The sequence below is a fragment of the Stutzerimonas stutzeri genome, from assembly GCF_000935215.1.
Lineage (GTDB): Bacteria > Pseudomonadota > Gammaproteobacteria > Pseudomonadales > Pseudomonadaceae > Stutzerimonas.
The window spans coordinates 16,966-40,991 of sequence record NZ_JXXD01000083.1; the positions used below are offsets into that span (position 1 = coordinate 16,966).

27 protein-coding genes, 1 tRNA gene and 1 other RNA gene are annotated in these 24,026 nt (G+C 64.3%); 17 read left to right on the forward strand and 12 right to left on the reverse strand.

The window, feature by feature from the left end; all coding sequences use genetic code 11:
• Positions 1 to 10: 10 nt before the first annotated feature.
• Together ssrS and LO50_RS09715 are read left to right on the forward strand one after the other, a co-directional pair.
• A non-coding RNA gene (gene ssrS, locus LO50_RS24105) (6S RNA) lies at positions 11 to 189 on the forward strand.
• 6 nt (positions 190 to 195) lie between these two features.
• The gene (locus LO50_RS09715; RefSeq protein ID WP_044314850.1) at positions 196 to 798 is read left to right on the forward strand and encodes a 5-formyltetrahydrofolate cyclo-ligase; all 603 of its coding nucleotides are present in this window, start codon (positions 196 to 198) and stop codon (positions 796 to 798) included.
• A gap of 28 nt (positions 799 to 826) precedes the next feature.
• Here LO50_RS09715 and LO50_RS25085 read toward each other — a convergent pair whose 3' ends face one another.
• Positions 827 to 979 (reverse strand): hypothetical protein, encoded by a 153-nt coding sequence (locus LO50_RS25085; RefSeq protein ID WP_014818647.1) that lies wholly within the window; start codon positions 977 to 979, stop codon positions 827 to 829.
• A 195-nt stretch (positions 980 to 1,174) separates the two neighbouring features.
• Here LO50_RS25085 and LO50_RS09720 point away from each other — a divergent pair, with 195 nt between their 5' ends.
• On the forward strand, positions 1,175 to 1,624 hold the full coding sequence (locus tag LO50_RS09720; protein WP_041015049.1) for an EVE domain-containing protein: 450 nt from the start codon (positions 1,175 to 1,177) through the stop codon (positions 1,622 to 1,624).
• Between the two features lies 1 nt (position 1,625).
• Here the strand turns inward: LO50_RS09720 and LO50_RS09725 are convergent, their stop codons facing one another.
• Entirely contained in the window at positions 1,626 to 2,012 is a 387-nt protein-coding gene (locus tag LO50_RS09725; RefSeq protein ID WP_236690575.1) for a flagellar basal body-associated protein FliL, read from the reverse strand.
• Positions 2,013 to 2,240: 228 nt separating this feature from the next.
• On the opposite strand from LO50_RS09725, the gene LO50_RS09730 reads away from it, so the two are divergent.
• Positions 2,241 to 3,221 carry an NADPH:quinone oxidoreductase family protein gene (locus LO50_RS09730; RefSeq protein ID WP_041015048.1) on the forward strand — a complete coding sequence of 327 codons (981 nt, stop codon included), beginning with the start codon at positions 2,241 to 2,243 and terminating at the stop codon, positions 3,219 to 3,221.
• A 55-nt stretch (positions 3,222 to 3,276) separates the two neighbouring features.
• Here the strand turns inward: LO50_RS09730 and secB are convergent, their stop codons facing one another.
• The 3 genes from secB to LO50_RS09745 all read right to left on the reverse strand — a co-directional run bounded on the left by secB (position 3,277) and on the right by LO50_RS09745 (position 4,506).
• Entirely contained in the window at positions 3,277 to 3,771 is a 495-nt protein-coding gene (gene secB, locus LO50_RS09735; RefSeq protein WP_014818643.1) for a protein-export chaperone SecB, read from the reverse strand.
• A gap of 64 nt (positions 3,772 to 3,835) precedes the next feature.
• The gene (grxC, locus tag LO50_RS09740; protein WP_041015047.1) at positions 3,836 to 4,090 is read right to left on the reverse strand and encodes a glutaredoxin 3; all 255 of its coding nucleotides are present in this window, start codon (positions 4,088 to 4,090) and stop codon (positions 3,836 to 3,838) included.
• Between the two features lie 2 nt (positions 4,091 to 4,092).
• On the reverse strand, positions 4,093 to 4,506 hold the full coding sequence (locus tag LO50_RS09745) for a rhodanese-like domain-containing protein (RefSeq protein WP_014818641.1): 414 nt from the start codon (positions 4,504 to 4,506) through the stop codon (positions 4,093 to 4,095).
• A 140-nt stretch (positions 4,507 to 4,646) separates the two neighbouring features.
• Between LO50_RS09745 and gpmI the strand changes: the two genes are divergently transcribed.
• The 4 genes from gpmI (at position 4,647) to LO50_RS09765 (ending at position 9,761) form a co-directional block, all read left to right on the forward strand.
• Positions 4,647 to 6,194, forward strand: coding sequence for a 2,3-bisphosphoglycerate-independent phosphoglycerate mutase (gpmI, locus tag LO50_RS09750; RefSeq protein ID WP_044314852.1), 1,548 nt, complete (start codon positions 4,647 to 4,649; stop codon positions 6,192 to 6,194).
• 116 nt (positions 6,195 to 6,310) lie between these two features.
• A complete protein-coding gene (locus tag LO50_RS09755) occupies positions 6,311 to 7,570 on the forward strand; it encodes a murein hydrolase activator EnvC family protein (RefSeq protein ID WP_044314853.1) in 1,260 nt (419 codons plus the stop codon).
• A 71-nt stretch (positions 7,571 to 7,641) separates the two neighbouring features.
• Positions 7,642 to 8,967, forward strand: a complete 1,326-nt coding sequence (locus LO50_RS09760; protein WP_014818638.1) for a S41 family peptidase — start codon at positions 7,642 to 7,644, stop codon at positions 8,965 to 8,967.
• Positions 8,968 to 8,969: 2 nt separating this feature from the next.
• Complete coding sequence (locus tag LO50_RS09765; RefSeq protein ID WP_044314854.1) at positions 8,970 to 9,761, forward strand: divergent polysaccharide deacetylase family protein; 792 nt, start codon at positions 8,970 to 8,972, stop codon at positions 9,759 to 9,761.
• A 3-nt stretch (positions 9,762 to 9,764) separates the two neighbouring features.
• Here the strand turns inward: LO50_RS09765 and LO50_RS09770 are convergent, their stop codons facing one another.
• The 7 genes from LO50_RS09770 to hisB all read right to left on the reverse strand — a co-directional run bounded on the left by LO50_RS09770 (position 9,765) and on the right by hisB (position 14,721).
• Positions 9,765 to 10,511 carry a substrate-binding periplasmic protein gene (locus LO50_RS09770; protein WP_044314855.1) on the reverse strand — a complete coding sequence of 249 codons (747 nt, stop codon included), beginning with the start codon at positions 10,509 to 10,511 and terminating at the stop codon, positions 9,765 to 9,767.
• Positions 10,512 to 10,745: 234 nt separating this feature from the next.
• Entirely contained in the window at positions 10,746 to 11,492 is a 747-nt protein-coding gene (locus LO50_RS09775; protein ID WP_014818635.1) for a substrate-binding periplasmic protein, read from the reverse strand.
• A gap of 87 nt (positions 11,493 to 11,579) precedes the next feature.
• Positions 11,580 to 12,350 carry an imidazole glycerol phosphate synthase subunit HisF gene (gene hisF, locus LO50_RS09780; RefSeq protein ID WP_014818634.1) on the reverse strand — a complete coding sequence of 257 codons (771 nt, stop codon included), beginning with the start codon at positions 12,348 to 12,350 and terminating at the stop codon, positions 11,580 to 11,582.
• Between the two features lie 98 nt (positions 12,351 to 12,448).
• Entirely contained in the window at positions 12,449 to 13,192 is a 744-nt protein-coding gene (hisA, locus tag LO50_RS09785; RefSeq protein ID WP_044314856.1) for a 1-(5-phosphoribosyl)-5-[(5-phosphoribosylamino)methylideneamino]imidazole-4-carboxamide isomerase, read from the reverse strand.
• A 36-nt stretch (positions 13,193 to 13,228) separates the two neighbouring features.
• Positions 13,229 to 13,489, reverse strand: a complete 261-nt coding sequence (locus LO50_RS09790; RefSeq protein ID WP_014818632.1) for a DUF2164 domain-containing protein — start codon at positions 13,487 to 13,489, stop codon at positions 13,229 to 13,231.
• Positions 13,490 to 14,128 (reverse strand): imidazole glycerol phosphate synthase subunit HisH, encoded by a 639-nt coding sequence (hisH, locus tag LO50_RS09795; protein ID WP_003282884.1) that lies wholly within the window; start codon positions 14,126 to 14,128, stop codon positions 13,490 to 13,492.
• On the reverse strand, positions 14,128 to 14,721 hold the full coding sequence (gene hisB / locus LO50_RS09800) for an imidazoleglycerol-phosphate dehydratase HisB (protein ID WP_003282885.1): 594 nt from the start codon (positions 14,719 to 14,721) through the stop codon (positions 14,128 to 14,130). The genes hisH and hisB overlap by 1 nt, the downstream gene beginning before the upstream one ends.
• A 129-nt stretch (positions 14,722 to 14,850) precedes the next feature.
• Between hisB and LO50_RS09805 the strand changes: the two genes are divergently transcribed.
• The 9 genes from LO50_RS09805 (at position 14,851) to LO50_RS09845 (ending at position 23,936) form a co-directional block, all read left to right on the forward strand.
• On the forward strand, positions 14,851 to 16,161 hold the full coding sequence (locus tag LO50_RS09805) for a nitrate regulatory protein (protein WP_044314857.1): 1,311 nt from the start codon (positions 14,851 to 14,853) through the stop codon (positions 16,159 to 16,161).
• A gap of 357 nt (positions 16,162 to 16,518) precedes the next feature.
• Entirely contained in the window at positions 16,519 to 17,850 is a 1,332-nt protein-coding gene (locus tag LO50_RS09810) for a CmpA/NrtA family ABC transporter substrate-binding protein (RefSeq protein WP_044314858.1), read from the forward strand.
• Positions 17,851 to 17,876: 26 nt separating this feature from the next.
• A complete protein-coding gene (ntrB, locus tag LO50_RS09815) occupies positions 17,877 to 18,746 on the forward strand; it encodes a nitrate ABC transporter permease (protein WP_044314859.1) in 870 nt (289 codons plus the stop codon).
• An 11-nt stretch (positions 18,747 to 18,757) separates the two neighbouring features.
• Positions 18,758 to 19,540, forward strand: a complete 783-nt coding sequence (locus tag LO50_RS09820) for an ABC transporter ATP-binding protein (RefSeq protein ID WP_003296263.1) — start codon at positions 18,758 to 18,760, stop codon at positions 19,538 to 19,540.
• 89 nt (positions 19,541 to 19,629) lie between these two features.
• Positions 19,630 to 20,028 carry an aspartate 1-decarboxylase autocleavage activator PanM gene (gene panM / locus LO50_RS09825; RefSeq protein WP_041015118.1) on the forward strand — a complete coding sequence of 133 codons (399 nt, stop codon included), beginning with the start codon at positions 19,630 to 19,632 and terminating at the stop codon, positions 20,026 to 20,028.
• Positions 20,029 to 20,209: 181 nt separating this feature from the next.
• Complete coding sequence (locus LO50_RS09830; RefSeq protein WP_044314860.1) at positions 20,210 to 22,435, forward strand: AsmA family protein; 2,226 nt, start codon at positions 20,210 to 20,212, stop codon at positions 22,433 to 22,435.
• A complete protein-coding gene (mutY, locus tag LO50_RS09835) occupies positions 22,432 to 23,499 on the forward strand; it encodes an A/G-specific adenine glycosylase (RefSeq protein WP_044314861.1) in 1,068 nt (355 codons plus the stop codon). Before LO50_RS09830 ends, mutY begins: the two co-directional genes overlap by 4 nt.
• Complete coding sequence (locus tag LO50_RS09840; RefSeq protein ID WP_003280779.1) at positions 23,496 to 23,768, forward strand: oxidative damage protection protein; 273 nt, start codon at positions 23,496 to 23,498, stop codon at positions 23,766 to 23,768. The genes mutY and LO50_RS09840 overlap by 4 nt, the downstream gene beginning before the upstream one ends.
• A 92-nt stretch (positions 23,769 to 23,860) precedes the next feature.
• Positions 23,861 to 23,936 (forward strand) — tRNA-Phe (locus LO50_RS09845).
• The last annotated feature ends 90 nt before the right edge of the window (positions 23,937 to 24,026 follow it).

Here is a 24,026-nt window from a genome sequence, read left to right on the forward strand (position 1 = left end):
TACTCCGCCCAACTCCCTGGCATGTTCGCCAGTCGGCGATGACCCTCTCCCGATAAGCAACACCATGGAGGCTACACGTGGTGCCGGTGTGCATGTCCGCCTGACGGAAAGCCTTAAGGTACTCTGTAGTCGCCACCTTGAACTCTCGGGTTCAAGGGCCTACGCTGGCAGCGGCATGCTGGGGAGCCACTTCTGATGATCGTAGCCGAAGGCCTTTCGCGCCCGGCGCTACGCCGCAAGCTGCGCCACGCTCGACGCCAACTGACACCCGCCCAGCAGCGCCTGGCCGCTCGCCGTCTCTATCGGCAGCTGGGTCAGCATCCCCTGTTTCGGCGCGCCCGGCATATCGCCCTGTACCTACCCAATGATGGCGAAATCGATCCGCGCCTACTGCTGCAAGCGGCTCAGCGCCGCGGCAAGGCAACCTATCTTCCGGTACTCAACCCCTGGCCACGTACGCGCATGGTGTTCCAGCGCATCGAGCCCGGCGAACAGCTGCGCCGCAACCGCTTCGGCATTCTGGAACCCGTGATCCGGACCGCTCGGCAACGCCGCGTCTGGGCGCTGGACCTGCTGCTCATACCACTGGTGGGCTTCGACGAAAAGGGCGGACGGCTTGGTATGGGTGGCGGCTTCTATGATCGCAGCCTGGCGTATCGCGCCATGCGCAAAAAAAGTCACAAACCGACATTATTGGGACTGGCTCATGAATGTCAGCGTGTCGATCGACTGCCGCTGGAGAGCTGGGATGTAGCGCTTCAGGCTACGGTGACGGACCAGGGCTGGTACGCCGGGTGATGGAACGCCGCGTCCATGCGGCACGAGGTCATCGCTGCTGAGCCTGCTGCACCTGAATGACCGGGGCCATGCCGGCCGCGCCATCGTGCTGATCCCACAGACTCTGCGTATAGCCCGTGGTGACTACGCCGAGACCAAAGATAAAGACCAAAATCCACAGAATATCGGGCTTACGTTTCATTTGTGTTCGCCTCCCCCTACCAGGCGAAATGCTTGCGTCGAGTCGATGTGTTTTCGTTCTAGGACTCGATAGGCCACCTTACAGCTGCGGCATTTTCCGTGAAGCGTCGGCACCGCGCAAACAGGTATTGCAGCCGATTGTCGGAGATTTTGCCATCATGGTCTGATCGAACCGTCTGATAGGAGAGCAAGGTTCATGCCTTACTGGCTAATGAAGTCCGAACCCGACGAATTTTCCATCCGGGACCTGAAAAAAATGGGTCACGGACGCTGGGATGGTGTACGCAACTACCAGGCGAGAAACTTCATGCGCCAGATGCAGGAAGGCGATCAGTTCTTCTTCTATCACTCCAGTTGCGCCGAGCCAGGAATCGCCGGCATCGGCAGGATCAGTCGCAGCGCCTATCCCGATCCCACCGCCCTCGACCCTGCCAGCCCCTATCACGACGCCAAGGCTCGCGATGATGCGAATCCGTGGAGCGCGGTCGATGTCGAGTTCGTCGATGCCTTTGCGACACCGTTGAAATTGGCGCGTCTGAAAACCGAGCCAGCACTGCACGAACTGGCACTGGTGAAGAAAGGAAGCCGCCTGTCGGTGATGCCGGTCAGCGAAGACGAATGGCAGGCGATCCTGGCGATGCGCTGAGCTACTGGATGATCAGATTGTTGAACAGCAGATCATCCACCAGCGGTTTGCCTTCCTCCTGCTCCAGCACCTCGCGCACCTGGCGCAAGGCTTCCTGACGCAGCTGTTCCTTGGCTTCGGGGCCGCTCAGCGTCTCGTCGGTCTGCTGGGAAAACAGCATCACCAGCTGATGGCGAATCAGCGGCTCGTGATGCTTGACGCGATCCTCCACCTCCTTGCTGGAGATACGCAGCGCAACATCGGCCTTGTAGTACTTCAGTCGCTCGCCGGAGCCGTAGTTGCCAACCATCGCAGGCGTCAGCGCGTAATAGATGGCCTGTGGAGCAGCGGACTCTTCGGCCGGCTCATTGGCTCGAACGGCTCCAGCAAATGCCAGACAGAAAAATATCGATAGTAGGTATTTCACGCAGCAGCTCCAGGAGGAATCTGCGCCAGCATAACCAGTCGCAGCGCAACCCCCAAGCCGTTGCACGACCGCCTGCTACTTATACGCCGCCATTACAGTGAACGATGCTGATTGCCTCGCCACGCAGCGCTCCTAGACTGGAAAGTCCTGAGCAGTCGAGCCATCCCATGTCGGGCGGCAAGCGTCCGACCAGTCGAACAAGGAAAAGCGATGAAAGCCGTCCTGTGCAAAAGCTTCGGCCCGCCCGAAAGCCTGGTTGTCGAAGATGCCCCCTCCCCTCAGATCAAGCCGAGCGAGATCCTGCTCGACGTGCATGCCGCCGGGGTGAATTTCCCTGACACGCTGATGATCGAGGGCAAGTATCAGTTCAAGCCGCCGTTCCCGTTCTCGCCTGGCGGCGAGGCGGCGGGCGTGATTGCCGCAGTCGGAGAGAAGGTCAGCCACCTCAAGGTCGGCGACCGGGTCATGGCGCTCACTGGCTGGGGCAGCTTCGCCGAGCAGGTTGCCGTGGCCGGCAGCAACGCGCTGCCGATTCCGCCGAGCATGGACTTCGACACCGCCGCCGCCTTCAGCATGACCTACGGCACCTCGATGCATGCGCTTACCCAGCGCGCCAATCTGCAACCTGGAGAGACTCTGCTGGTGCTGGGCGCCTCCGGTGGTGTCGGCCTCGCTGCCGTGGAAATCGGCAAGGCCATGGGCGCGCGAGTCATCGCCGCCGCTTCCAGCGCCGAAAAGCTGGAGGTGGCGAAGAATGCCGGCGCCGACGAACTGATCAACTACAGCGAAGTCAGCCTGAAGGAGCGCCTGAAGGAACTCACCGGCGGCCAGGGTGTGGATGTCATCTACGATCCGGTGGGCGGCAAGCTGTTCGAGGAAGCCTTCCGCAGCATCGCCTGGAACGGCCGCATGCTGGTGGTGGGTTTCGCCGCCGGTGGCGACATTCCGGCGTTGCCGGCCAACCTGCCGCTGCTCAAGGGTGCCGCACTGATCGGCGTGTTCTGGGGCGCCTTCGCCCAGCGTCAACCGCAGGACAACGCCGCGAATTTCCGTCAGCTGTTCGCCTGGCATGCAGAAGGCAAGCTCAAGCCGCTGGTATCGCAACGCTTTGCGCTGGAAGAGGCTGGCCAGGCTATCGCCACGCTGGGGCAGCGCAAGGCGGTCGGCAAGCTGGTGGTGCAGGTGCGCTAATGCGCAGAAGGGAAATGCAGGAAGCGTCAGACGCTTCCTGCATGATCCGCATGGATCAGTGGGCGGTGCTGGGGGCTTCGCCGGCGCTCTGCATGCGCGCCATTTCCTGGGCGTAGAGTGCGTCGAAGTTCACCGGAGCCAGCATCAGCGCCGGGAACGAACCGCGGGTCACCAGGCTGTCCAGCGCCTCACGGGCGTAAGGGAAGAGGATGTTCGGGCAGAACGCGCCAAGGGTGTGGCTCATCGCAGCCGCTTCCAGACCCTTGATCAGGAAGATCCCGGCCTGCTGCACTTCGGCAATGAACGCAACTTCTTCGCCGGTCTTCACGGTGACCGAAAGGGTCAGCACGACTTCATGGAAGTCGCCCTCAAGCGCCTTCTGCTTGGTGTTCAGGTCCAGCGCGACACTCGGATTCCATTCCTGACGGAAAATTTCCGGGCTCTTCGGCGCTTCGAAGGACAGGTCGCGGACGTAGATGCGCTGCAGGGAGAACTGCGCGCCCTGTTCGTTCTGCGACGCTGCGCCGCCGTTGTTAGCTTGTTCGGTCATTTCTGCAACCTTCTATCCAGTTGTGCGTGTCGTTTGAATTGTTCGCAGACCCGCGTTGCCGGCCTCAAGCCTGCAGCAACGGGTCGAGACGTCCGGCGCGCTCCAGAGCGTGCAGCTCATCGCAGCCGCCGACGTGTTTCTCGCCGATCCATATCTGCGGCACCGAGGTGCGTCCGGCCTTGCTGGCCATCTCGGCGCGCAGGGACGGGTTGCCATCCACGGGAATTTCCTCGTAGGCGACACCCTTGCGATCGAGCAGCGCCTTGGCGCGGATACAGAACGGGCACCAGGCGGTGGTATAGATGACGACGTTGGGCATGATTACTTGACCACTGGCAGATTGTCGCCGCGCCAGCTGGAAATCCCTCCCGACAACTTGGCGGCGGTGAAGCCTGCCTTCTGCAGCTCACGGCAGGCCGTTCCGGCGTGCTGCCCCATGGCGTCGACCACGATGATGGTCTTGGCCTTGTGCTTTTCCAGCTCGCCTGTGCGGCTGACCAGCTTCTCGTAGGGAATGTTCAATGCATCGACGATATGACCGGCGTCGAACTCCTTCTTGACGCGCACGTCCAACACCACGCCCTCGCCACTGTTGACCAGTGCCGTCAGTTCGCGATTGCTCAGGCTCTTGCCACCCTTGCGGGTCTCGGTGATGAACAGAAGGATCAACAGCACCACGAACAGGCTGCTGAGTACGTAGTGGTTAGAGACAAATTCAATCAGGTTAGCGAGCATCAACGGGTACCCGGACGATAAAATGCGGGCCAGTATACACAGCCCCTCCTACCGGCTGAACCCTGATGATTCGTGACCTCGCCCCGGCCAGCCAGTAGACTGGCTGCCCTTTTCCGCCCCCGTGCAAGGAGCCCGAAAGCATGTCCGTCGCCCCCACCGCCGCGCCCAAACCCCTAGTACTGATCATTCTCGATGGCTTCGGGCACAGCGACAGCCCGGACTTCAACGCCATCCACGCCGCCCGCAAGCCGGTCTACGATCGCCTGCTGGCCAGCCAGCCGCACGGATTGATCTCTGGCAGCGGCATGGATGTCGGTCTGCCGGACGGGCAGATGGGCAACTCCGAGGTCGGTCACATGAACCTGGGTGCCGGGCGCGTGGTGTATCAGGACTTCACCCGGGTGACCAAGGCGATCCGTGATGGCGAGTTCTTCGCCAACCCGACCATCTGTGCCGCCGTCGACAAGGCCGCGGGGGCCGGCAAGGCGGTGCACATCCTCGGCCTGCTTTCCGACGGTGGCGTGCACAGCCATCAGGATCATCTGGTCGCCATGGCCGAGCTGGCGGCCCAGCGCGGCGCCGAGAAGATCTACCTGCATGCCTTCCTCGACGGCCGCGACACCCCGCCGAAGAGCGCACAGCACTCCATCGAACTGCTCCAGGCCACCTTCACGCGCCTGGGCAAGGGGCGTATCGCCAGCCTGATCGGCCGTTACTTCGCCATGGACCGCGACAACCGCTGGGACCGCGTACAACAGGCCTACGAGCTGATCGTCGAGGGCAAGGCCGAGTACCGCTCCGACTACGCCGTGGATGGCCTGATCGCCGCCTACGAGCGTGGCGAAAGCGACGAATTCGTCAAGGCGACCACCATCGGCGAACCGGTGCGCGTCGAGGATGGCGACGCCGTGGTGTTCATGAACTTCCGTGCCGACCGCGCCCGCGAGCTGACCCGTTGCTTCGTCGAACCCGGCTTCAATGAATTCGAACGCTCCCGAGTGCTGCAACTGGCCGAGTTCGTCATGCTCACCCAGTACGCCGCGAGCATTCCCGCGCCGGCAGCCTTCGCCCCGGAAGCGCTGACCAACGTGCTCGGCGAGTACCTGGCCAACAACGGCAAGACCCAGCTGCGCATCGCCGAAACCGAGAAATACGCCCACGTCACTTTCTTCTTCTCCGGCGGCCGCGAAGAGCCCTTCCCCGGCGAAGAGCGCATTCTGATCCCCTCGCCTCAGGTCGCCACCTACGACCTGAAACCCGAGATGAGCGCGCCCGAGGTCACCGATCGTATCGTCGATGCCATCGAAAACCAGCGCTACGACGTTATCGTGGTCAACTACGCCAACGGCGACATGGTCGGTCATACCGGCGTGTTCGATGCCGCGGTCAAGGCGGTGGAATGCCTGGACAGCTGCGTCGGGCGGATCGTCGAGGCGCTGGACAAGGTCGGTGGCGAAGCGCTGCTGACCGCCGACCACGGCAACGTCGAACAGATGGAAGACGTCATGACCGGCCAGGCGCACACCGCGCATACCTGTGAGCCAGTGCCTTTCATCTATATAGGCAAGCGCAACGTCTCGATCCGCGAAGGCGGCGTGCTGGCCGATGTCGCGCCAACCATGCTGACCCTGCTCGGCATGCCGGTACCGCCAGAGATGACCGGTCGCTCGATCGTCGAGCTAAAATGATCGAGCCGGGCGGGAAGCGGCTGGCGCCAGCCGCCGTTTCCCGCTACAGGCTTCAAGCTTCCAGCTTGCTTTTTAGGCATACTACGTCGGTCATAACGCTCGGTTGACGCCCTCCAATGCCTCGTACCTTTCTTGCCCTCGCCTTCCTCTGCCTGCTCGGCCCCGCCGTGGCGGACGAACGTGCCGCAGCGCGGCAGCAGATCGAAGCCGCTCGCCAGGACATTGCCGAACTGCAGAAACTGCTCAAGCAGATCGAGCAGGAGAAATCCGGCGTTCAGAAGCAGCTGAAGACCACCGAAAGCGAGATGGGTCAGCTGGAAAAACAGGTCGACACCCTGCAGCAGGAGATCGACCGCAGCGAGGCTGAGCTGGAACGCCTGAACGAGGAGAAAACCACCCTCGAAGGCGCACGCCTGCAGCAACAGCGCCTGATCGGGCTGCAGGCCCGCGCCGCCTATCAGAATGGGAGGCAGGAATACCTCAAGCTGCTGCTCAACCAGCAGAACCCGGAAAAATTCAGCCGCACCATCACCTATTACGACTACCTGAACAAGGCGCGCCTCGAACAGCTCGACAGCTTCAACGAGACCCTGCGCCAACTGGCCGGAGTCGAGACTGACATCGAAGCGCAGCAGAACCTTCTGGCGGAAAAGAAGGACGGCCTGCTGGAGCGGCGCGAGCAGCTCGCCGAGGTGCGCAAGGAGCGCCAGCAAACGCTGGCCAAGCTCAACAGCGACCTGTCCAGCCGCGAACAGAAGCTGCAGGCCCGCCGTCAGGAGCAGGCCCAGTTCGAACGGGTTCTCAAGACCATCGAGGAAACTCTGGCGCGCCAGGCTCGCGAAGCCGAGGAAGCCCGGCAACGCGAACTGCTTGCCGAGCGCCAGCGTCAGGAGCAACAACAATCCCGGCCCGGCGCCAGCACTGCGCCGAGCGGCCCATTGGTTTCCAGTGCCGGCGGCAACTTCGGCGGCCCGTTCGCCAAGGCCAAGGGCAAGCTGCCATGGCCGGTGGATGGACGTCTCGTCGCCCGCTATGGCACTCCGCGCGGCGGCGACGCTCGAACCAAGTGGGACGGCGTACTGATCGGCGCCAGCGTCGGTACTCAGGTCCGCGCCGTCCATGGCGGACGCGTAGTGTTCGCCGACTGGCTGCGCGGCGCTGGACTGCTGGTAATCCTCGACCATGGCAATGGTTATCTGAGCCTGTATGGCCACAACCAGAGCCTGCTGCGCGACGCCGGCGATATCGTCAAGGCCGGTGACGCAATTGCCACGGTAGGCACCAGCGGCGGCCAGGAAACTGCCGCACTGTATTTCGCCATTCGCCAGCAGGGGCGCCCCAGCGATCCTGCCCAATGGTGCCGCGCGCAAGGTTAGCGAGCAGCGGCGTTCGGTCCTGCCGAGCCGCCCGCACCACCAAGCGCGCCCTCTCATAATTGGAGTTCGACATGTTGCACCTGCGCCGTTTCGCCCGCCCATCCACGCTCGCCCTGGCCGTATTGCTGGGGATGCAGGGCGGCGCATGGGCCCAGCAGCCCATGGAGGAGGCCGCGGCGCCAAGTGCCAGTGCCAAAGCCCCGCTGCCGCTGGAGGAACTGCGCACCTTTGCCGAGGTACTGGACCGTATCAAGGCTGCCTATGTCGAACCAGTGGATGACAAGACCCTGCTGGAAAATGCCATCAAAGGCATGCTCAGCAATCTCGATCCTCATTCCGCCTATCTCGAGCCCGAAGCGTTCGCCGAGCTGCAGGAAAGCACCAGCGGCGAATTCGGTGGTCTCGGCATCGAAGTCGGCATGGAAGACGGCTTCATCAAGGTCGTTTCACCGATCGACGATACCCCGGCGTCCAAGGCCGGCATCGAAGCCGGCGACCTGATCGTCAAGATCGATGGCCAGCCGACCAAGGGGCTGTCGATGATGGACGCCATCGGCAAGATGCGCGGCAAGCCGGGCAGCAGCATCAGCCTGACGCTGGTGCGCGAAGGCGGCCAGCCGTTCGACGTGAAGCTGACCCGCGCGGTCATCAAGGTGCGCAGCGTCCGCAGTCAGATCCTGGAGCCGGGCTACGGCTACCTGCGCGTCACTCAGTTCCAGGTCAACTCCGGCGAGGAAGTGGGCAAGGCGCTGGCGAAGCTGAAGAAGGACAACGACGGCAAGAAGCTCAACGGCCTGGTCCTCGACCTGCGCAACAACCCCGGTGGCGTGCTGCAGGCGGCTGTCGAGATTTCCGACCACTTCCTGACCAAGGGCCTGATCGTCTACACCGAGGGTCGCATCGCCAATTCCGAGCTGCGCTTCAACGCCGACCCGGCAGATGCCAGCGAAGGCGTACCGCTGGTGGTGCTGATCAACGGCGGCAGCGCCTCGGCCTCGGAGATCGTCGCTGGCGCGCTGCAGGATCACAAGCGCGGTGTGGTGATGGGCACCGACAGCTTCGGCAAGGGCTCGGTACAGACCGTGCTGCCGCTGAACAACGATCGTGCACTGAAGCTGACCACCGCGCTGTACTACACCCCCAACGGCCGCTCGATCCAGGCCCAGGGCATCGAGCCGGACATCAAGGTGGAGCGTGCCAAGCTGACCCGCGAGCAGGCCGCCGATGGCTTCCGCGAGGCAGATCTTGCTGGCCACCTGGGCAACGGCAACGGCGGTCCGGACCGTCCCACCGCCACCCAGATCGCCAGCGACTCGCCGCGCCCGCAGGACGATGACTACCAGCTCGGTCAGGCCCTGAATCTGCTCAAGGGATTGAACCTCACCCGCGGCCAGTGAAGATGTCAGGCTGGGTAGCAGGGCTGGCGCTGCTGGTGTTGCTCGCCAGCCAGGCGCTGTATGCCAGCGAGCCCGCAGCCACGCCGGACCATGTCCCGCGACCGAGGTTGACCCTGATAATCGACGACCTCGGGCAGAACCCGGCACGCGACCGCCGCGTGCTGCAACTGCCGGGGCCGGTCGCGCTGGCGATCCTTCCCGACACCCGCCATGCAGCCGACCTGGCCGAGCAGGCCCATCGCGCCGGCAAAACGGTCATGCTGCACATGCCGATGGCGCCTGCCCAAGGCCGTTTCGCCTGGCATCCCCAACTACCTCATGACGAACTGGCACGCCGTCTCGACGCAGCGATTGCGGCGGTACCGCATGCCAGCGGGCTGAACAACCACATGGGCAGCGCCATGACCGATCAGATACAGGCCATGACCTGGCTGATGGGCGAACTGCAGCGCCGCCACCTGTTCTTTCTCGACAGCCGCACCAGCCCGCGCACCGTAGCCGCCGCCAGCGCCCAACGCACGGCACTGGCCAGCCTGTCGCGGGACATCTTTCTCGATGACGACCCTTCACCGTCCGCGGTAGCCGAACGCTTTCACGCGGCAGTCGCGCTGGCGCGCAAGCAAGGCTCGGTCGTCATCATCGGTCATCCCCACGAGAGCACGCTGGCCGTGCTCGAACGCGAACTGCCGCGACTCTCGGCGCAGGGCATCGAATGGGTCGATGTCGGGCAGATGATCGCCACCCGCAGCAACCGCGCGATGGCCGCCCATGGTCGTGGCGGCGTCTACCGCTGAGCTTCAGAGATAGCGGCGCAGCATCGCATCCACCGTGCCGTCGGCACGCATCGCATCCAGCGCCCGCTGCAGACGCTCAACCACTTCGTCCGGTGTCGCCCGGTTGAGCGCGAGGAACAGCCGCGCTTCATTGAAACGCAGCACCGGTTTCAGGCCGGTCACACCTTCCTGCTTGGCCAGGTAGGGTCCGACCGGATCGGCGGTGGCCCAGACGTCGATCTGACCCTTGAGCAGCTTGCCGATGTTCTCCTGATCACGCAGCGAGTTGATCGGCGCCAGGCCCTTGCCCTCCAGATGCTGGCTGACCGCATCGTTCTTGTAGGCACCGATGCGCAGGTCGCGTGCCTGCTCCAGCCCGGTCAGGCGCAGAGGACTGTCGGCGGGCGCCAGCAGCACCCAGCTGATGCTCGCCAACGGGCCGACCCATTTGAACTGCTGCTCGCGCTCGGCCGTGAAGGTGGTGGAGAACAGCCCCTGATCCGGCTGTTCGAGCACCTTCTTGTAGATGCGATCCCAGGGAAAGCGCAGGGTCAGCTCGTAGCGGATATTCGCGCGGCGGAACATCTCGCGCACGATGTCGGCGTTGATGCCGTGGATGCGCGCGTCGGCGGCGTAGTTCTTGCCGTCCTCAGCCATGTTGAATGGTGGAAAATTCTCGGTCAGCAGCACGACTCGGTAATCGTCAGGCAGCGCGGCGTGCGCGTGAGCACAGAGCAGCAGCAAGACGACGGCAATGATTCGCTTGAACATGGATCGCTCCCTTTTTCTCGATTCCCTGGCCCACCCCTCCGCGAGCCAGAGCCGGGGGCTGTCCAAAGCAAGATGCGAACCAGCGAAGCGCCACGGCGCCAGGCGGCTGAGCGCCCGCTGAATCAGGGAAGCGTGCATGCGCCAGGACGGCGCGAGCAGGAGGATCGGCGCACGCTACTGGCGCACCGCCATCACCGAAAAGTCGGCGCAGGAGATGCGCCGACTACGGAAGGCTCAGAGGTAGCGGGCGTTGATCTCGTCGATCACACCTTCGCTGCGCATCTGGTCGAGCGCTTTCTGCAGCTTCTGCACCGTCTCGTCGGCGACCTGCTTGTTCAGCGCCAGGTACAGTTCGGCACTGTCGAAACGCAGCACACGCTTGAGTCCGGTCACACCGTCCTGGCGGGCGAGGTAGCGGCCAGCGGGATCACCAGTGGCCCACAGGTCGATCTTGCCGTCGATCAGCTTCTTCACGTTCTCCTGATCGCGCAGGGCGAGCTGCGGCTGCAGCCCCTGACCGTCCAGGTGCTCGGCAATGGCATCACCCTTGTAGGCGCCGATGTTGTACTGGCGCGCCTGATCCAGGCTGGTCAGGTTGATCGGACTGTCGCCACGAGCCAGCAACACCCAGTCGTCCGGGCCGATGGGACCAACCCACTTGAACAGCTCTTCGCGCTCGGGCAGGCGCGCCGTGACGAAAACCCCGTAGTTCGGCTGCTCCAGCGCCATACCGTAGATGCGCTCCCAGGGGAAGCGCAGCGTCAAGGTGTAGTCGATGCCGGCACGCTTGAACATCTCGCGCACGATGTCCGCGGCGATCCCGGTGATGTGCTCGTCACGCGCGAAGTTCTTGCCATCGTCCGCCATGTTGTAGGGCGGGAAATTCTCGGTCAGCAGATTGATCTTGTCTGGCGCCTGAGCGTGCGCCAGCGTAGCGCCCAGCAGCAAAGCTGCGGCGATGGTAGAGATTGTCTTGCGCATGTGTGTACCCCCTGAGTACTTATCCGCAACAGCCGCGGACGTGTCCATGTTTCGAGAGCGAAGCCTTTCGCTCTGCCGGCAACGCGATCAGCGCATCACGATGCCGCGGGCAGCCAGATAGGCCTTGGCTTCCGGAATGGTGTATTCGCCGAAGTGGAAGATGCTGGCGGCCAGCACCGCATCGGCCTTGCCTTCGAGGATGCCATCGGCCAGGTGCTGCAGATTGCCGACGCCACCGGAGGCGATCACCGGGATGCACAGCGCTTCGCTGATGGCCCGGGTGACGCCCAGATCGTAGCCGCTCTTCACGCCGTCCTGATCCATGCTGGTCAGCAGGATTTCGCCAGCGCCGAGGTCTTCCATCTTCTTCGCCCAGGCCACCGCATCCAGGCCGGTGGGCTTGCGCCCGCCATGGGTGAAGATTTCCCAGCGACCCGGCTCGCCCGGCGCGGAGACCTTCTTCGCATCGATGGCGACGACGATGCATTGCGAGCCGAAGCGGTCCGCGGCCTCGCCGACGAAGTCCGGGTTGAACACCGCGGCGGTGTTGATCGAGACCTTGTCGGCGCCGGCATTGAGCAGGTTGCGGATATCCTGCACGCTGCGCACGCCACCGCCCACAGTCAGCGGGATGAACACCTGGCTGGCCATGCGCTCGACGGTGTGCAGGGTGGTGTCACGGTTGTCGACGCTGGCGGTGATGTCGAGGAAGGTGATCTCGTCGGCGCCCTGCTCGTCGTAGCGGCGGGCGATTTCCACCGGGTCGCCGGCGTCGCGGATGTTCTCGAACTGGACGCCCTTGACCACGCGGCCGTTGTCCACGTCGAGGCAGGGAATGATGCGTTTGGCCAGGGCCATGGCTTTCTCCGAAAGCGGCTTATTCAAGCCGCAGGCTTCAAGCTGCAGGTAGCGTGTAGGGTGGATCGCGCTTCACCGATCCACCGCAGTTCAGCGAATCACTCGTCCTTGTACTTCAGGTCGCAGAGCGCCTGCGCCTCGGCGACGTCGAGCGTGCCTTCGTAGATCGCCCGGCCGGTGATGGCGCCGACAATGCCCGGCGTGTTGGTGTCGAGCAGCTTCTGGATGTCGCCGATGTTATGGATGCCGCCGGAGGCGATCACCGGGATGCGGCTGGCGTTGGCCAGCGCCACGGTCGCCTCGACGTTGCAGCCCTGCATCATGCCGTCCTTGGCGATGTCGGTATAGACGATCGCCGCGACGCCATCGGCCTCGAAGCGGCGCGCCAGGTCGACTGCCTGCACGCTGGAGACTTCGGCCCAGCCATCGGTGGCGACGAAGCCGTCCTTCGCATCCAGGCCAACGATGACCTTGCCCGGAAAGGCGCGGCAGGCCTCGGTAACGAACTCCGGCTCTTTGACCGCCTTGGTACCGATGATCACGTAGCTGACACCGGCGCGCACGTAGTGCTCGATGGTTTCCAGGGTGCGGATGCCGCCACCGATCTGGATCGGCAGGTCCGGGTAGCGCCTGGCGATGGCGGTGACCACCTCGCCGTTGACCGGCTGGCCTTCGAAGGCACCGTTGAGGTCGACCAGGTGCAGGCGACGGCAGCCGGCCTCGACCCACTTGGCGGCCATGGCCACCGGGTCGTCGGAAAACACCGTGGCATCGTCCATCAGGCCCTGGCGCAGACGCACGCAGGCGCCGTCCTTCAGATCGATAGCGGGGATAATCAGCATGGCTTGAACCTGTTCAAATCAAGTGTCGGTTAAGGGTCAGCTCTTCTCGAGCGCCCACAAGTCGCTTTCGATGCTCTCGAACCGTTCCTTCAGGTGGCTCTGTACGTCGAAGATCGCCTTGTTGTAATACAGCGGCGCGATTTCCCGGGCGAACAGATCGAGCACTTCCTGCGCCTCGAACGAGCCCAGCTCGAGTTCGAACCGCTCTTCCAGAAAGCGCTTGATGACCTGTTGCGCCGCCTGCTCCTGAGCGGCATCCAGCGTCAGGACTGGCGGCTTGAGCTTGGCCCGGCTCATTTACCAGCGGCCATCCCAGGCGGCGAAGTTCTGCAGCAGCTGCAGGCCGTGGGTGTGGCTCTTCTCCGGGTGAAACTGCACGGCGAAGCGCGAGCCGTCGGCCAGCGCGGCGGCAAAGTCGTTGCCGTAATGGCCGCGACCGACCACCTGCCGCGGATTGCCGGCTTCGATGTAATAGCTGTGCACGAAATAGAAGCGCCCATTGTCCGGAATCGCGTGCCAGAGCGGATGGTCGACCACCTGCTTGACCTCGTTCCAACCCATGTGCGGTACCTTCAAGTGCTCGCCGTCCTCGTGCAGGTCCTTGCCGAAGAAGCGCACCTGACCGGGGAACAGACCGATGCAATCGACGCCGTCGTTTTCTTCGCTGCGCTCCATCAGCGCCTGCATGCCGACGCAGATGCCGAGAAATGGGCGGTCCTGGCTGACTTCGCGAACCAGTTCGTCGAAGCCCAACCGGCGGATCTCCGCCATGCAGTCGCGAATCGCGCCGACGCCGGGAAACACCACTCGGTCGGCCTCACGGATGACCTGGGCATCGCTGGTGATCAGCACGCGGCCAGCGCCAACGTGTTCCAGCGCCTTGGCCACCGAGTGCAGGTTGCCCATGCCGTAGTCGATGACGGCGACGGTCTGCATTACAGGCACCCTTTGGTGGACGGCATCTGCCCGGCCATGCGCGGATCGAGCTCGACGGCCATGCGCAGCGCGCGGCCGAAGGCCTTGAACACTGTTTCGATCTGGTGGTGGGTGTTGATGCCGCGCAGGTTGTCGATGTGCAGGGTCACCAGGGCGTGATTGACGAAGCCCTGGAAGAATTCCTGGAACAGGTCGACGTCGAACTTGCCGACCACCGCGCGGGTGTAGGGCACGTTCATGGTCAGCCCCGGGCGCCCGGAGAAGTCGATCACCACGCGCGACAGCGCCTCGTCCAGCGGTACGTAGGAATGCCCGTAGCGGGTCATGCCCTTCTTGTCGCCGATGGCTTTGGTGAAGGCCTGGCCGAGGGTGATGCCGACGTCCTCGACGGTGTGGTGGTCATCGATGTGCAGGTCGCCGTTGCACTCGATATCCAGGTCGATCAGCCCGTGACGGGCGATCTGGTCGAGCATGTGCTCCAGGAAGGGCACGCCGATGGCGAAGCGCGCCTTGCCGGTGCCATCCAGATTGATGGTGACCTTGACCTGGGTTTCCAGGGTGTTGCGCTCTACGTAAGCCGTACGTTCGGACATCAACAGCTCCGCTGATCGTGGGCGAAAAGGGGCACATTATAGGCGCAAACGCCGCAGCACGGATACGCGCCGGGTTTACTGGACTGCATCTTGCAAGAACCTGCGCGACAACCCGCGGAGGTGCCGCCCATGCACGGACGGAAAATGCCTGCGACCCTGCGCTTCATGCTGGCGTCCCGGCGCAGCGAACTGCTCGGCCTGGAAGACCTGGCGCGCACCTGCGAACTGGTCACCCGTATCAGCCAGCTGGTGCACGCGCTGCAGAAAGAGCGCGGCTACTCGAACATCTACCTCAGCGGCAACGCCGCCCATCAGCGCCAGCAGCTGGACGTGCTCAGCCTGGAAGCCGAGGCGCTGGAGCGCGGGGTGCGCCTGGATCTGGATCGCATCGACCTGGATGCCGTCAGCACTGCGGACAAAACCCGGCTGTTCACCCGCATCGCCTATGCCCTGCACAGTCTCGACGAGCTGCCGGCTCTGCGCCGGCGCATCCGCGAGCACGCCATCAGCATGCAGGACGCCACGGCAACACTGGTGCGGCTGATCGGCGGGCTGCTGGCAGTGGTGTTCGAAGCGGCCGACACCGCCGCCGACCCGGACATCACCCGCTGCCTGGTGGCGCTGTTCAATTTCATGCAGGGCAAGGAACTGGCCGGCCAGGAGCGCGCGCTCGGGGTCGTCGGCTTCGCCAGCGGCTATTTCCGCGCGGACATGCTGGAGCGCCTGGAGCATCTGCTCGAAGGCCAGGAGCGCTGCTTCGCCACCTTCAGCCGCTTCGCCAGCCCGGCAGCGCAGGCGCTATGGCAAGCGTTGTGCGCCAGCGAGACGAACATCAACGCCTGCCGCCTGCGTGACATCGCCCGCCGTACCAGCCCCGGCGCGGCGGTCGAACCGCAGCTGTGCGAGCTCTGGTTCGAGCTGCACACGCACCGCATCGACGCAATGAAGCAGGTCGAGACGCGCCTGGAGCAGGATCTGTTGCAACAGTGCCGGTACAGCATCGAGCGTATCCGCAAGGACCTGCAGAGCCATCGCAAGCTGCTCGACGGCATCGCCGACATGCACGCCGCCGCCGAGCAGGCCAAGCTGTTCAGTGTGCAGGCCAGCGATCTGGACGCGCCACCGCCGGACGGCATGACCGCGATGGTGGCGCGCTCGACCCTGGAACTCTTGCTAACCCAGAGCGTGCGCCTGCAGGGTCTCAATGAAGAATTGCGCGAGGCGCGTCAGGCGCTGGACGAACGCAAACAGGTGGAGCGGGCCAAGCAGCAGCTGATGCGCCAGCAGGGCTTCTCCGAAGGCGAGGCCTACGGCTGGCTGCGTCAGGCGGCAATGAATCAGGGCCTGCGCCTGGAGGAGGTCGCCCAGCGCCTGCTGGCACTGGCACAGCCCGCCGAGCGCGCCCCGGCCCGCACTCTGGGCCAGCGCTCCAAGCACTGAAAACAGGCACGCCGCACCATCAGCACAGCATGCCTGCCCCGCGGATGTGCATGCGCCGCCAGTCCCGCAGGATCGCCAAGCGCAATTCATCTCGAGCAAGCCAATCACGGAACTGGTCGCGCTCTGTTTGCGCCCCGCCGCAAGTGCTTGATTCGATGGAAACCTCCCGGCGATTCGATGCCGCGGCAGCACCCGTTCCGCGCCGCCTGAGCAGTTCTGGCACAGCTTTCGCAAAGCTCAGGCAAGGCCGGATCCTTCGGCTTTCACAACTCCTCATTAGGACAACGGTGTCCACGCTCTCCGGCTCCAGCCGGGCGGTGTGGCGCCGTTTTTTTTCGCCCAAAGGAAAACCCGACCATGACCGACAAGCCGAACAACGACCAGCCCAGCAGCGTAACGCTGGCCTCGCGCCGCAGCTTTCTCAAGCACTCGATCATTGCCGCCAGCGGCGTCGCCCTGTTCGGCGGCATGTCCCTGGGCATGCGTTCGGCCGCCTGGGCGGCGGGCGGGGATGTGGAGACCAGCAAGGCCAAGCTCGGCTTTATCGCCCTGACCGACGCCGCGCCGCTGTTCGTCGCCGCCGAGAAGGGCTTCTTCGCCAAATACGGGATGACCGAGGTCGAGGTACTCAAGCAGTCGTCCTGGGGCACCACCCGCGACAACCTGGTGCTCGGCTCGGCGAAGAACGGCATCGACGGCGCGCACATCCTCACGCCGATGCCCTACCTGATCAGCGCCGGCATCGTCACGCCGAACAACCAGCCGGTACCCATGTCGATCCTCGCGCGGCTGAACCTGGCCGGGCAGTGCATCTCGGTCGGCGAGGAATATCGCGACCTGAAGATCGGCCTCGACAGCACCCCGTTCAAGGTCGCGCTGGAGGCGAAGAAGGCCAGCGGCAAGAAGGTCAGTGCGGCGATGACTTTCCCGGGCGGCACTCATGACCTGTGGATGCGCTACTGGCTGGCGGCCGGCGGCATCGACCCGAACGCCGACATCAACACCATCGTCGTGCCGCCAGCGCAGATGGTCGCCAACATGAAGGTTGGCAGCATGGACACCTTCTGCGTCTGCGAGCCGTGGAACGCCCAACTGATCAACCAGAAGATCGGCTACACCGCCAACACCACCGGCGAGCTGTGGCACAACCACCCGGAAAAGGCCTTCGCCCTGCGCAGCGACTACGTGGCGGCCAACCCCAACGCGGCCAAGGCGCTGACCATGGCGATCATGGAAGCCCAGCAGTTCTGCGAAAAGGCCGAAAACAAGGAGGAAGTGGCGAAGATCTGCTCGCAGCGCAAGTGGATCGGCGCTCCCTACAAGGACATCGTCGACCGCATGAAGGGCAACTTCGCCTACGGCACCGGCAAGGTCATCGAGAACCATCCCGAGCAGATGCGCTACTGGGACGACCACGCCTCCTACCCCTTCCAGAGCCACGACCTCTGGTTCCTCACCGAGAACAAGCGCTGGGGCTACCTGCCGGCCGACTTCGACAGCCAGGCGCTGATCGCCAAGGTCAACCGCGAGGACATCTGGCGCGCCGCCGCTGGCGAACTGAACCTGCCCGCCGAGCTGATCCCGGCCTCCACCTCCCGCGGCGTGGAGAAGTTCTTCGACGGCAAGGTGTTCGACCCCGAGAACCCGCAAGCCTATCTGGACAGCCTGACCATCAAGGCCATGGCCTGATAACCGCAACCCGCGAGGAAAAGCCCATGAATGCCAACGTCAAACTGCAGCCCGCCAGCGCCGAGCCGGTGTCCATCGTCCGCCCTTCCCGGCTCGCCACACTGGCTCGGCGCAGCGGCCGCTACGCGGTGCAGCAGCTGGTGCCACCACTGGTGATCCTGCTGCTGCTCGGCTTGATCTGGGAGATGCTCTGCTCCGGTGCCGATGCCGCGCTGCCGCCGCCCTCGCAGGTGGTCGCGGAAACCTGGGAGTTGATCATCGATCCGTTCTACGACAACGGCGGCAATGACGTGGGCTTGGCCTGGCAGCTGCTGGCGAGCCTGCAGCGGGTTGCGGTGGGTTATATGCTGGCGGTGGTCGCCGGGGTCGGCCTCGGCGTGCTGATTGGCCAGTCGGACTGGGCCATGCGCGGCCTCGATCCGATCTTTCAGGTGCTGCGCACCGTGCCGCCGCTGGCCTGGCTGCCGCTATCGCTGGCGGGCTTTCAGGACAGCCATCCCTCAGCGCTGTTCGTCATCTTCATCACCGCGATCTGGCCGATCATCATCAATACCGCGGTGGGCATCCGCAACATCCCGCAGGACTACCGCAACGTCGCCCAGGTGCTGCAGCTCAACGGCTTCGAGTACTTCAAGAACATCATGCTGCCGGCCGCTGCACCCTACATCTTCACCGGCCTGCGCATCGGCGTCGGCCTGTCGTGGCTGGCGATCATCGCCGCGGAGATGCTCATCGGCGGCGTCGGCATCGGCTTCTTCATCTGGGATGCGTGGAACGCCTCGCGCATCAGCGACATCATCCTCGCGCTCGTCTACATCGGCGTGGTCGGTTTCGTGCTCGATCGCCTGGTGGCCTTCGTCGGCCAGCGCATCACCCGCGGCATTCCGGCCAACTGAGGAGCAACGCCATGAGCTATCTCTCCATCGAACACCTGGACAAGAGTTTCGTGCGCGGCAACCTTGCCTCGCAGGTGCTCAAGGACATCAACCTGAACATCGCCAAGGGCGAGTTCATCTCCATCATCGGCCACTCCGGTTGCGGCAAGTCAACGGTACTGAACATCGTCGCCGGCCTGCTCGACCCCAGCCTCGGCGGCGTGATCCTCGACGGCAAGGAAGTCCGCGGCCCCGGCCCGGACCGCAGCATGGTGTTCCAGAACCACTCGCTGCTGCCCTGGCTGACCGTCTACGAAAACGTCGAAGTGGCAGTGAACAAGCTGTTCAAGCGCAGCATGAACAAGCGCGAACGGCGCGACTGGATCGAACACAACCTGGCGCTGGTAAACATGGGCCACGCACTGAACAAGTATCCGCAGGAAATCTCCGGCGGCATGAAGCAGCGCGTCGGCATCGCCCGTGCGCTCGCAATGAAGCCCAAGGTGTTGCTGCTCGACGAGCCGTTCGGCGCCCTCGATGCGCTGACCCGCGCGCACCTGCAGGACGAGGTGATGAAGATCCAGAAGGACCTGGGCAACACCATGATGATGATCACCCACGACGTCGACGAGGCCGTGCTGCTCTCCGACCGCATCGTGATGATGACCAACGGCCCCTCGGCGACCATCGGCGAAATCCTCGAGGTGAAACTGCCGCGCCCGCGCGATCGCATCGCCCTGGCCGACGACCCGGAGTACAACCACTATCGCCGTGCGGTGCTGAGCTTCCTTCACGAGCGCCATCGCCTGCACTGAGCGAACGCGCCAACCGCCGCCGTCTCGTGCGCTGGCGGCGGTTCGGCGTATCCTTGCCGGCACTTCTGCTCAGCCGTCGCAAGGTCGCCATGCCCGTCTACGTCGAATCCGTCACCCAGCCCAGCCCGCAGGATTTAACCGATCTGGCGAAAATCTACGCCGATGCCCCCGAATGGCTGCTGACGCCCTATGCCAGCGCCGAGGCGCTGATTGAGGCGGCGCTGGCCGATGGCAGCCTGATTGCCGGCCGCTTCAATGACCGTCTGCTCGGCGCCGCCCTGCTGAGGCGCGGCGACGAAGCCTGGCGCCTGTCGCACCTGTGCGTACGCAAGGTCACCCGCAAGCGCGGCGTCGGCCGCCGGCTGCTGGAAGAAACCCAACGGCTGGCCAGTGAAGCCGGCAAGCCGTTGCGCCTTGCCGCACCCGCCGGTCATCTGGAAGCCAGCGCTCTGGCTGCGCGAACGCATCTGCCGCTGGATTCGCTCTAAGTCGCCCACACGATATCCGCTGCGCCCTGCCTGATCCGCCGACGGGGCGCGCTTGCCCGCCGCGGCCATCTGTGGAACCCGCACCCGCAACGGCACTCCAACGCCGACCGCGTTCCCGACAAGTGCAGGCACGGGGCTATACTCGGCACTTTTCAGATCGTTCATCTACAAGGACTCGTCCATGAAATCGCTCGGCAAAATCCTGGGTCTGGTCTTTCTCGGGCTGTTGCTGATCGTCGTGGCGGCGGGCTTCGCCCTGACCCACCTATTCGATCCCAACGACTACAAGGACGAGATCCGCGACCTGGCACGCAGCAAGGCCGGCCTTGAACTGGACATCAAAGGCGACATCGGCTGGAGCCTGTTCCCCTGGCTCGGCCTGGAGCTGCACGAGACCACCCTGGCCAGCGCACAGACACCCGAGCAGCCGTTCGCCGACCTGCGCATGCTCGGCCTGTCGGTGCGGGTAATGCCGCTGCTGAGCCGCGAAGTGCAGATGAGCGACATCACCGTCAACGGCCTCAACCTGACCCTGAGCCGTGACGAACAGGGCCGCGGCAACTGGGAGGGCGTTGGCCAGCCGGCCAAACAGCCAGAGCAGTCCGCGCAAACCCCGAAGGCCAGCGAGCCAGGCCCAGAACAGGCCGACGAAGCGCCAGCTTCGCGCAACAAGCCGCTGACGCTGGATATCGACAGCCTGACCGTCAGCGATGCCCGCGTAACCTACAGCGACGCCAAGACCGGCCAGCAGTACAGCGCCGAAAGCATCGAGCTCACGACCGGCGCGATCCGCGAAGGCAGCCCGATCCCGCTCAAGCTCAACGCCTTCTTCGGCAGCAACAAGCCGGTGATGCGCGCGCGCACAGAACTGCAGGGCGCGCTGCGTTTCGACAACCAGCTCAAGCGCTACCAGTTCGAAGACATGCGCCTGTCCGGCGAGGCTTCCGGCGAGCCGCTGCAAGGGCAGACACTGACCTTCAGCGCCCAGGGCCAGCTGCTGGTCGATCTCGCTGCGCAGATCGCCGAATGGAACAGCCTCAAGTTCACCGCCAACCAGCTCCGCGGGCTGGGCGAACTGAAGGCGCGTGATCTGGACAAGGAACCGAAGATCAGCGGTGCGCTGACCGTGGCGCAGTTCAACCTGCGCGAATTCCTTCAGGGCACCGGCCAGCAACTGCCGGCCATGGCTGACGCTGCCGCACTGAGCAAGGCCGAACTGGTCAGTCGCCTGAGCGGTACGCCGAACAGCCTGGCGTTGGAAGAGCTGACCCTGAAGCTCGACGACAGCACCTTCACCGGCCGCCTCGCGATCAGCGACTTCGCCCGCCAGGCACTGCGCGTCGACCTCAAAGGCGACCGCTTCAATCTCGACCGCTACCTGCCGCCACCGAGCAAGGAGCAACCGGCCGAGGCGGCGCGCAAGAGCGAGGTCAAGAGCACCCAGGCCAGCGCGGTCGGCAGCGGCACCACGCCACTGCCCAACGCGCCGACCCAGCAGGCCTGGAGCGAAGCTTCGGTGTTGCCGCTGGATCAGCTGCGCAAGCTCGACACCGAGGTCAACCTGGCCATCGGCAGCCTGACCGCAATGAAAATCCCGCTGGACGGTTTCAACCTCAAGGCACGCACCCGCAACGGCCTGCTGACCCTGCAGGAAGTGCGCGGCGGGCTGTATGGCGGCCGCCTGGACGGCTCGGCCAGCCTCGACGTACGCCCGGCACTGCCATTGCTGACCGTGCAGAACCGCTTCAATGGCGTGCCGGTCGAGCGCCTGCTGGAAAGCCAGGGCGAGGACGTGGTGGTCAAGGGGCTGCTCAACCTGGATGCCGACCTGCGCACCCAGGGCAACAGCGAGAAGGCCTGGATCGACAACCTCAACGGCAAGGTCGGCTTCATCATCGACAACGGCGTGCTGGTCGATGCCAACCTCGAGCAGCAGCTGTGCCGTGCCATCGCCACGCTCAATCGCAAGCCGCTCACCAGCGAACCACGCAGCAAGGACACGCCGTTCCGCGAACTCAAGGGCAACCTGACGCTGCGCAACGGCGTGGCCAGCAACCCCGACCTCAAGGCCAGCATTCCTGGGCTCACCGTCAACGGCAACGGCGACGTCGATCTGCGCGTGCTGGGCATGGACTACCGCGTCGGCATCGTCATCGAAGGCGACAAGGGCGCCATGCCGGACCCGGCCTGCCAGGTCAACGAGCGCTACGTCGGCATCGAATGGCCGCTGCGCTGCCGCGGCCCGCTGGAGCTGGGCGCCAAGGCCTGCCGCTTCGACAACGACGCCCTGGGCAAGGTCGCAGCGCGGCTGGCCGGCGAGAAGCTCAACGAAAAGATCGAAGAGAAGCTCGGCGACAAGGTCAGCCCCGAGCTCAAGGACGCGCTCAAAGGCCTGTTCAACCGATGAGCCCCGAGCAGTTCGGCGCGGCGGTCCTCGACTGGTTCGACCGCCACGGCCGCAAGGATCTGCCCTGGCAGCAGAACATCACGCCGTACCGGGTGTGGGTGTCGGAGATCATGCTGCAGCAGACCCAGGTCAGCACCGTGCTCGGTTACTTCGACCGCTTCATGGAGGCGCTGCCCAGCGTCGAGGCGCTCGCCGCCGCCGAGGAAGACGAGGTGCTGCACCTGTGGACCGGGCTCGGCTACTACAGTCGCGCACGCAATCTGCACAAGACCGCGAAACTCATCGTGGCCGAATACGGCGGCGTGTTTCCGGCGGATGTCGACCAGCTCGCCGAATTACCGGGCATTGGCCGCTCCACGGCCGGCGCCATCGCCAGCATCAGCCTGGGCCTGCGCGCGCCGATCCTCGACGGCAACGTCAAGCGCGTGCTGGCCCGCTACGTTGCGCAGGACGGCTATCCCGGCGAGCCGAAGGTGGCCCGCCAGCTGTGGGAGGTGGCCGAGCGTTTCACCCCGCAGCAGCGCGTCAACCATTACACCCAGGCGATGATGGATCTCGGCGCCACGCTGTGCACGCGCAGCCGCCCGAGCTGCCTGCTCTGCCCGCTCAGGGACGGCTGCCGCGCCCATCTGCTCGGGCGCGAAACCGACTTCCCGGTACCCAAGCCACGCAAGGCGCTGCCGCAGAAACGCACACTGATGCCGCTGCTGGCCAATCGCGACGGCGCCATCCTGCTCTACCGCCGCCCGTCAACGGGCCTGTGGGGCGGACTTTGGAGCCTGCCGGAACTGGACGACCTCGCCGCGCTCGACCCATTGGCCGCGCGGCATGCCCTGCAGCTCGAGGAGCGCCGCGAACTGCCCGGCCTGACCCACACCTTCAGCCATTTCCAGCTGGCAATCGAACCCTGGCTGATCAGGGTCAAGTCCGCGCCCGACGCCGTGGCCGAGGCCGACTGGCTCTGGTATAACCTCGCCACCCCGCCGCGCCTCGGCCTTGCCGCGCCAGTAAAGACACTGCTCAAGCGCGCCGCCGCTGAATTGAATGCAGGAGAAACCTCATGACCCGCACCGTGAACTGCCGCAAGTACAACGAAGAACTCCCCGGCCTCGAGCGCCCGCCGTTTCCAGGCCAGAAAGGCGAGGACATCTACAACAACATTTCCAAACAGGCCTGGGACGACTGGCAGAAGCACCAGACCATGCTGATCAACGAACGCCGGCTGAACATGATGAACGCCGAAGACCGCAAGTTCCTTCAGGGCGAGATGGACAAGTTCTTCTCCGGCGAGGATTACGCCAAGGCCGAAGGCTACGTGCCGCCGAGCGAATGACCGTCGGCTGCGCTAAGCGCCCGTCCGGATTAAATATTTTTCCGGACCACGCTTGACAGGCAAAAGCCAAATCCGTCTAATAGCGCCCCGTTGCCCAGGTAGCTCAGTCGGTAGAGCAGGGGATTGAAAATCCCCGTGTCGGCGGTTCGATTCCGTCCCTGGGCACCACTAATACCGAAAAACCCCAAGCGAAATTAACCTCCTTGGGGTTTTTTATTGCCTGCGATTTGTGCCAGCGGCCCGCTATGATCCAGCCGG

Bases quoted from the DNA above. Each gene is read 5' to 3' on its own strand.
- hisA (WP_044314856.1), bottom strand. From the start codon at position 13,192: ATGCTGATTATCCCCGCTATCGATCTGAAGGACGGCGCCTGCGTGCGT.
- LO50_RS09715 (WP_044314850.1), top strand. From the start codon at position 196: ATGATCGTAGCCGAAGGCCTTTCGCGCCCGGCGCTACGCCGCAAGCTG.
- hisB (WP_003282885.1), bottom strand. From the start codon at position 14,721: ATGTCCGAACGTACGGCTTACGTAGAGCGCAACACCCTGGAAACCCAG.
- hisH (WP_003282884.1), bottom strand. From the start codon at position 14,128: ATGCAGACCGTCGCCGTCATCGACTACGGCATGGGCAACCTGCACTCG.
- panM (WP_041015118.1), top strand. From the start codon at position 19,630: ATGCCCGTCTACGTCGAATCCGTCACCCAGCCCAGCCCGCAGGATTTA.
- mutY (WP_044314861.1), top strand. From the start codon at position 22,432: ATGAGCCCCGAGCAGTTCGGCGCGGCGGTCCTCGACTGGTTCGACCGC.
- LO50_RS09770 (WP_044314855.1), bottom strand. From the start codon at position 10,511: ATGTTCAAGCGAATCATTGCCGTCGTCTTGCTGCTGCTCTGTGCTCAC.
- LO50_RS09805 (WP_044314857.1), top strand. From the start codon at position 14,851: ATGCACGGACGGAAAATGCCTGCGACCCTGCGCTTCATGCTGGCGTCC.
- LO50_RS09730 (WP_041015048.1), top strand. From the start codon at position 2,241: ATGAAAGCCGTCCTGTGCAAAAGCTTCGGCCCGCCCGAAAGCCTGGTT.
- grxC (WP_041015047.1), bottom strand. From the start codon at position 4,090: ATGCCCAACGTCGTCATCTATACCACCGCCTGGTGCCCGTTCTGTATC.
- LO50_RS09840 (WP_003280779.1), top strand. From the start codon at position 23,496: ATGACCCGCACCGTGAACTGCCGCAAGTACAACGAAGAACTCCCCGGC.
- LO50_RS09775 (WP_014818635.1), bottom strand. From the start codon at position 11,492: ATGCGCAAGACAATCTCTACCATCGCCGCAGCTTTGCTGCTGGGCGCT.
- LO50_RS09820 (WP_003296263.1), top strand. From the start codon at position 18,758: ATGAGCTATCTCTCCATCGAACACCTGGACAAGAGTTTCGTGCGCGGC.
- gpmI (WP_044314852.1), top strand. From the start codon at position 4,647: ATGTCCGTCGCCCCCACCGCCGCGCCCAAACCCCTAGTACTGATCATT.
- LO50_RS09830 (WP_044314860.1), top strand. From the start codon at position 20,210: ATGAAATCGCTCGGCAAAATCCTGGGTCTGGTCTTTCTCGGGCTGTTG.
- LO50_RS09755 (WP_044314853.1), top strand. From the start codon at position 6,311: ATGCCTCGTACCTTTCTTGCCCTCGCCTTCCTCTGCCTGCTCGGCCCC.
- LO50_RS09765 (WP_044314854.1), top strand. From the start codon at position 8,970: ATGTCAGGCTGGGTAGCAGGGCTGGCGCTGCTGGTGTTGCTCGCCAGC.
- hisF (WP_014818634.1), bottom strand. From the start codon at position 12,350: ATGGCCCTGGCCAAACGCATCATTCCCTGCCTCGACGTGGACAACGGC.
- LO50_RS09810 (WP_044314858.1), top strand. From the start codon at position 16,519: ATGACCGACAAGCCGAACAACGACCAGCCCAGCAGCGTAACGCTGGCC.
- LO50_RS09745 (WP_014818641.1), bottom strand. From the start codon at position 4,506: ATGCTCGCTAACCTGATTGAATTTGTCTCTAACCACTACGTACTCAGC.
- LO50_RS09760 (WP_014818638.1), top strand. From the start codon at position 7,642: ATGTTGCACCTGCGCCGTTTCGCCCGCCCATCCACGCTCGCCCTGGCC.
- LO50_RS25085 (WP_014818647.1), bottom strand. From the start codon at position 979: ATGAAACGTAAGCCCGATATTCTGTGGATTTTGGTCTTTATCTTTGGT.
- ntrB (WP_044314859.1), top strand. From the start codon at position 17,877: ATGAATGCCAACGTCAAACTGCAGCCCGCCAGCGCCGAGCCGGTGTCC.
- LO50_RS09720 (WP_041015049.1), top strand. From the start codon at position 1,175: ATGCCTTACTGGCTAATGAAGTCCGAACCCGACGAATTTTCCATCCGG.
- LO50_RS09790 (WP_014818632.1), bottom strand. From the start codon at position 13,489: ATGAGCCGGGCCAAGCTCAAGCCGCCAGTCCTGACGCTGGATGCCGCT.
- secB (WP_014818643.1), bottom strand. From the start codon at position 3,771: ATGACCGAACAAGCTAACAACGGCGGCGCAGCGTCGCAGAACGAACAG.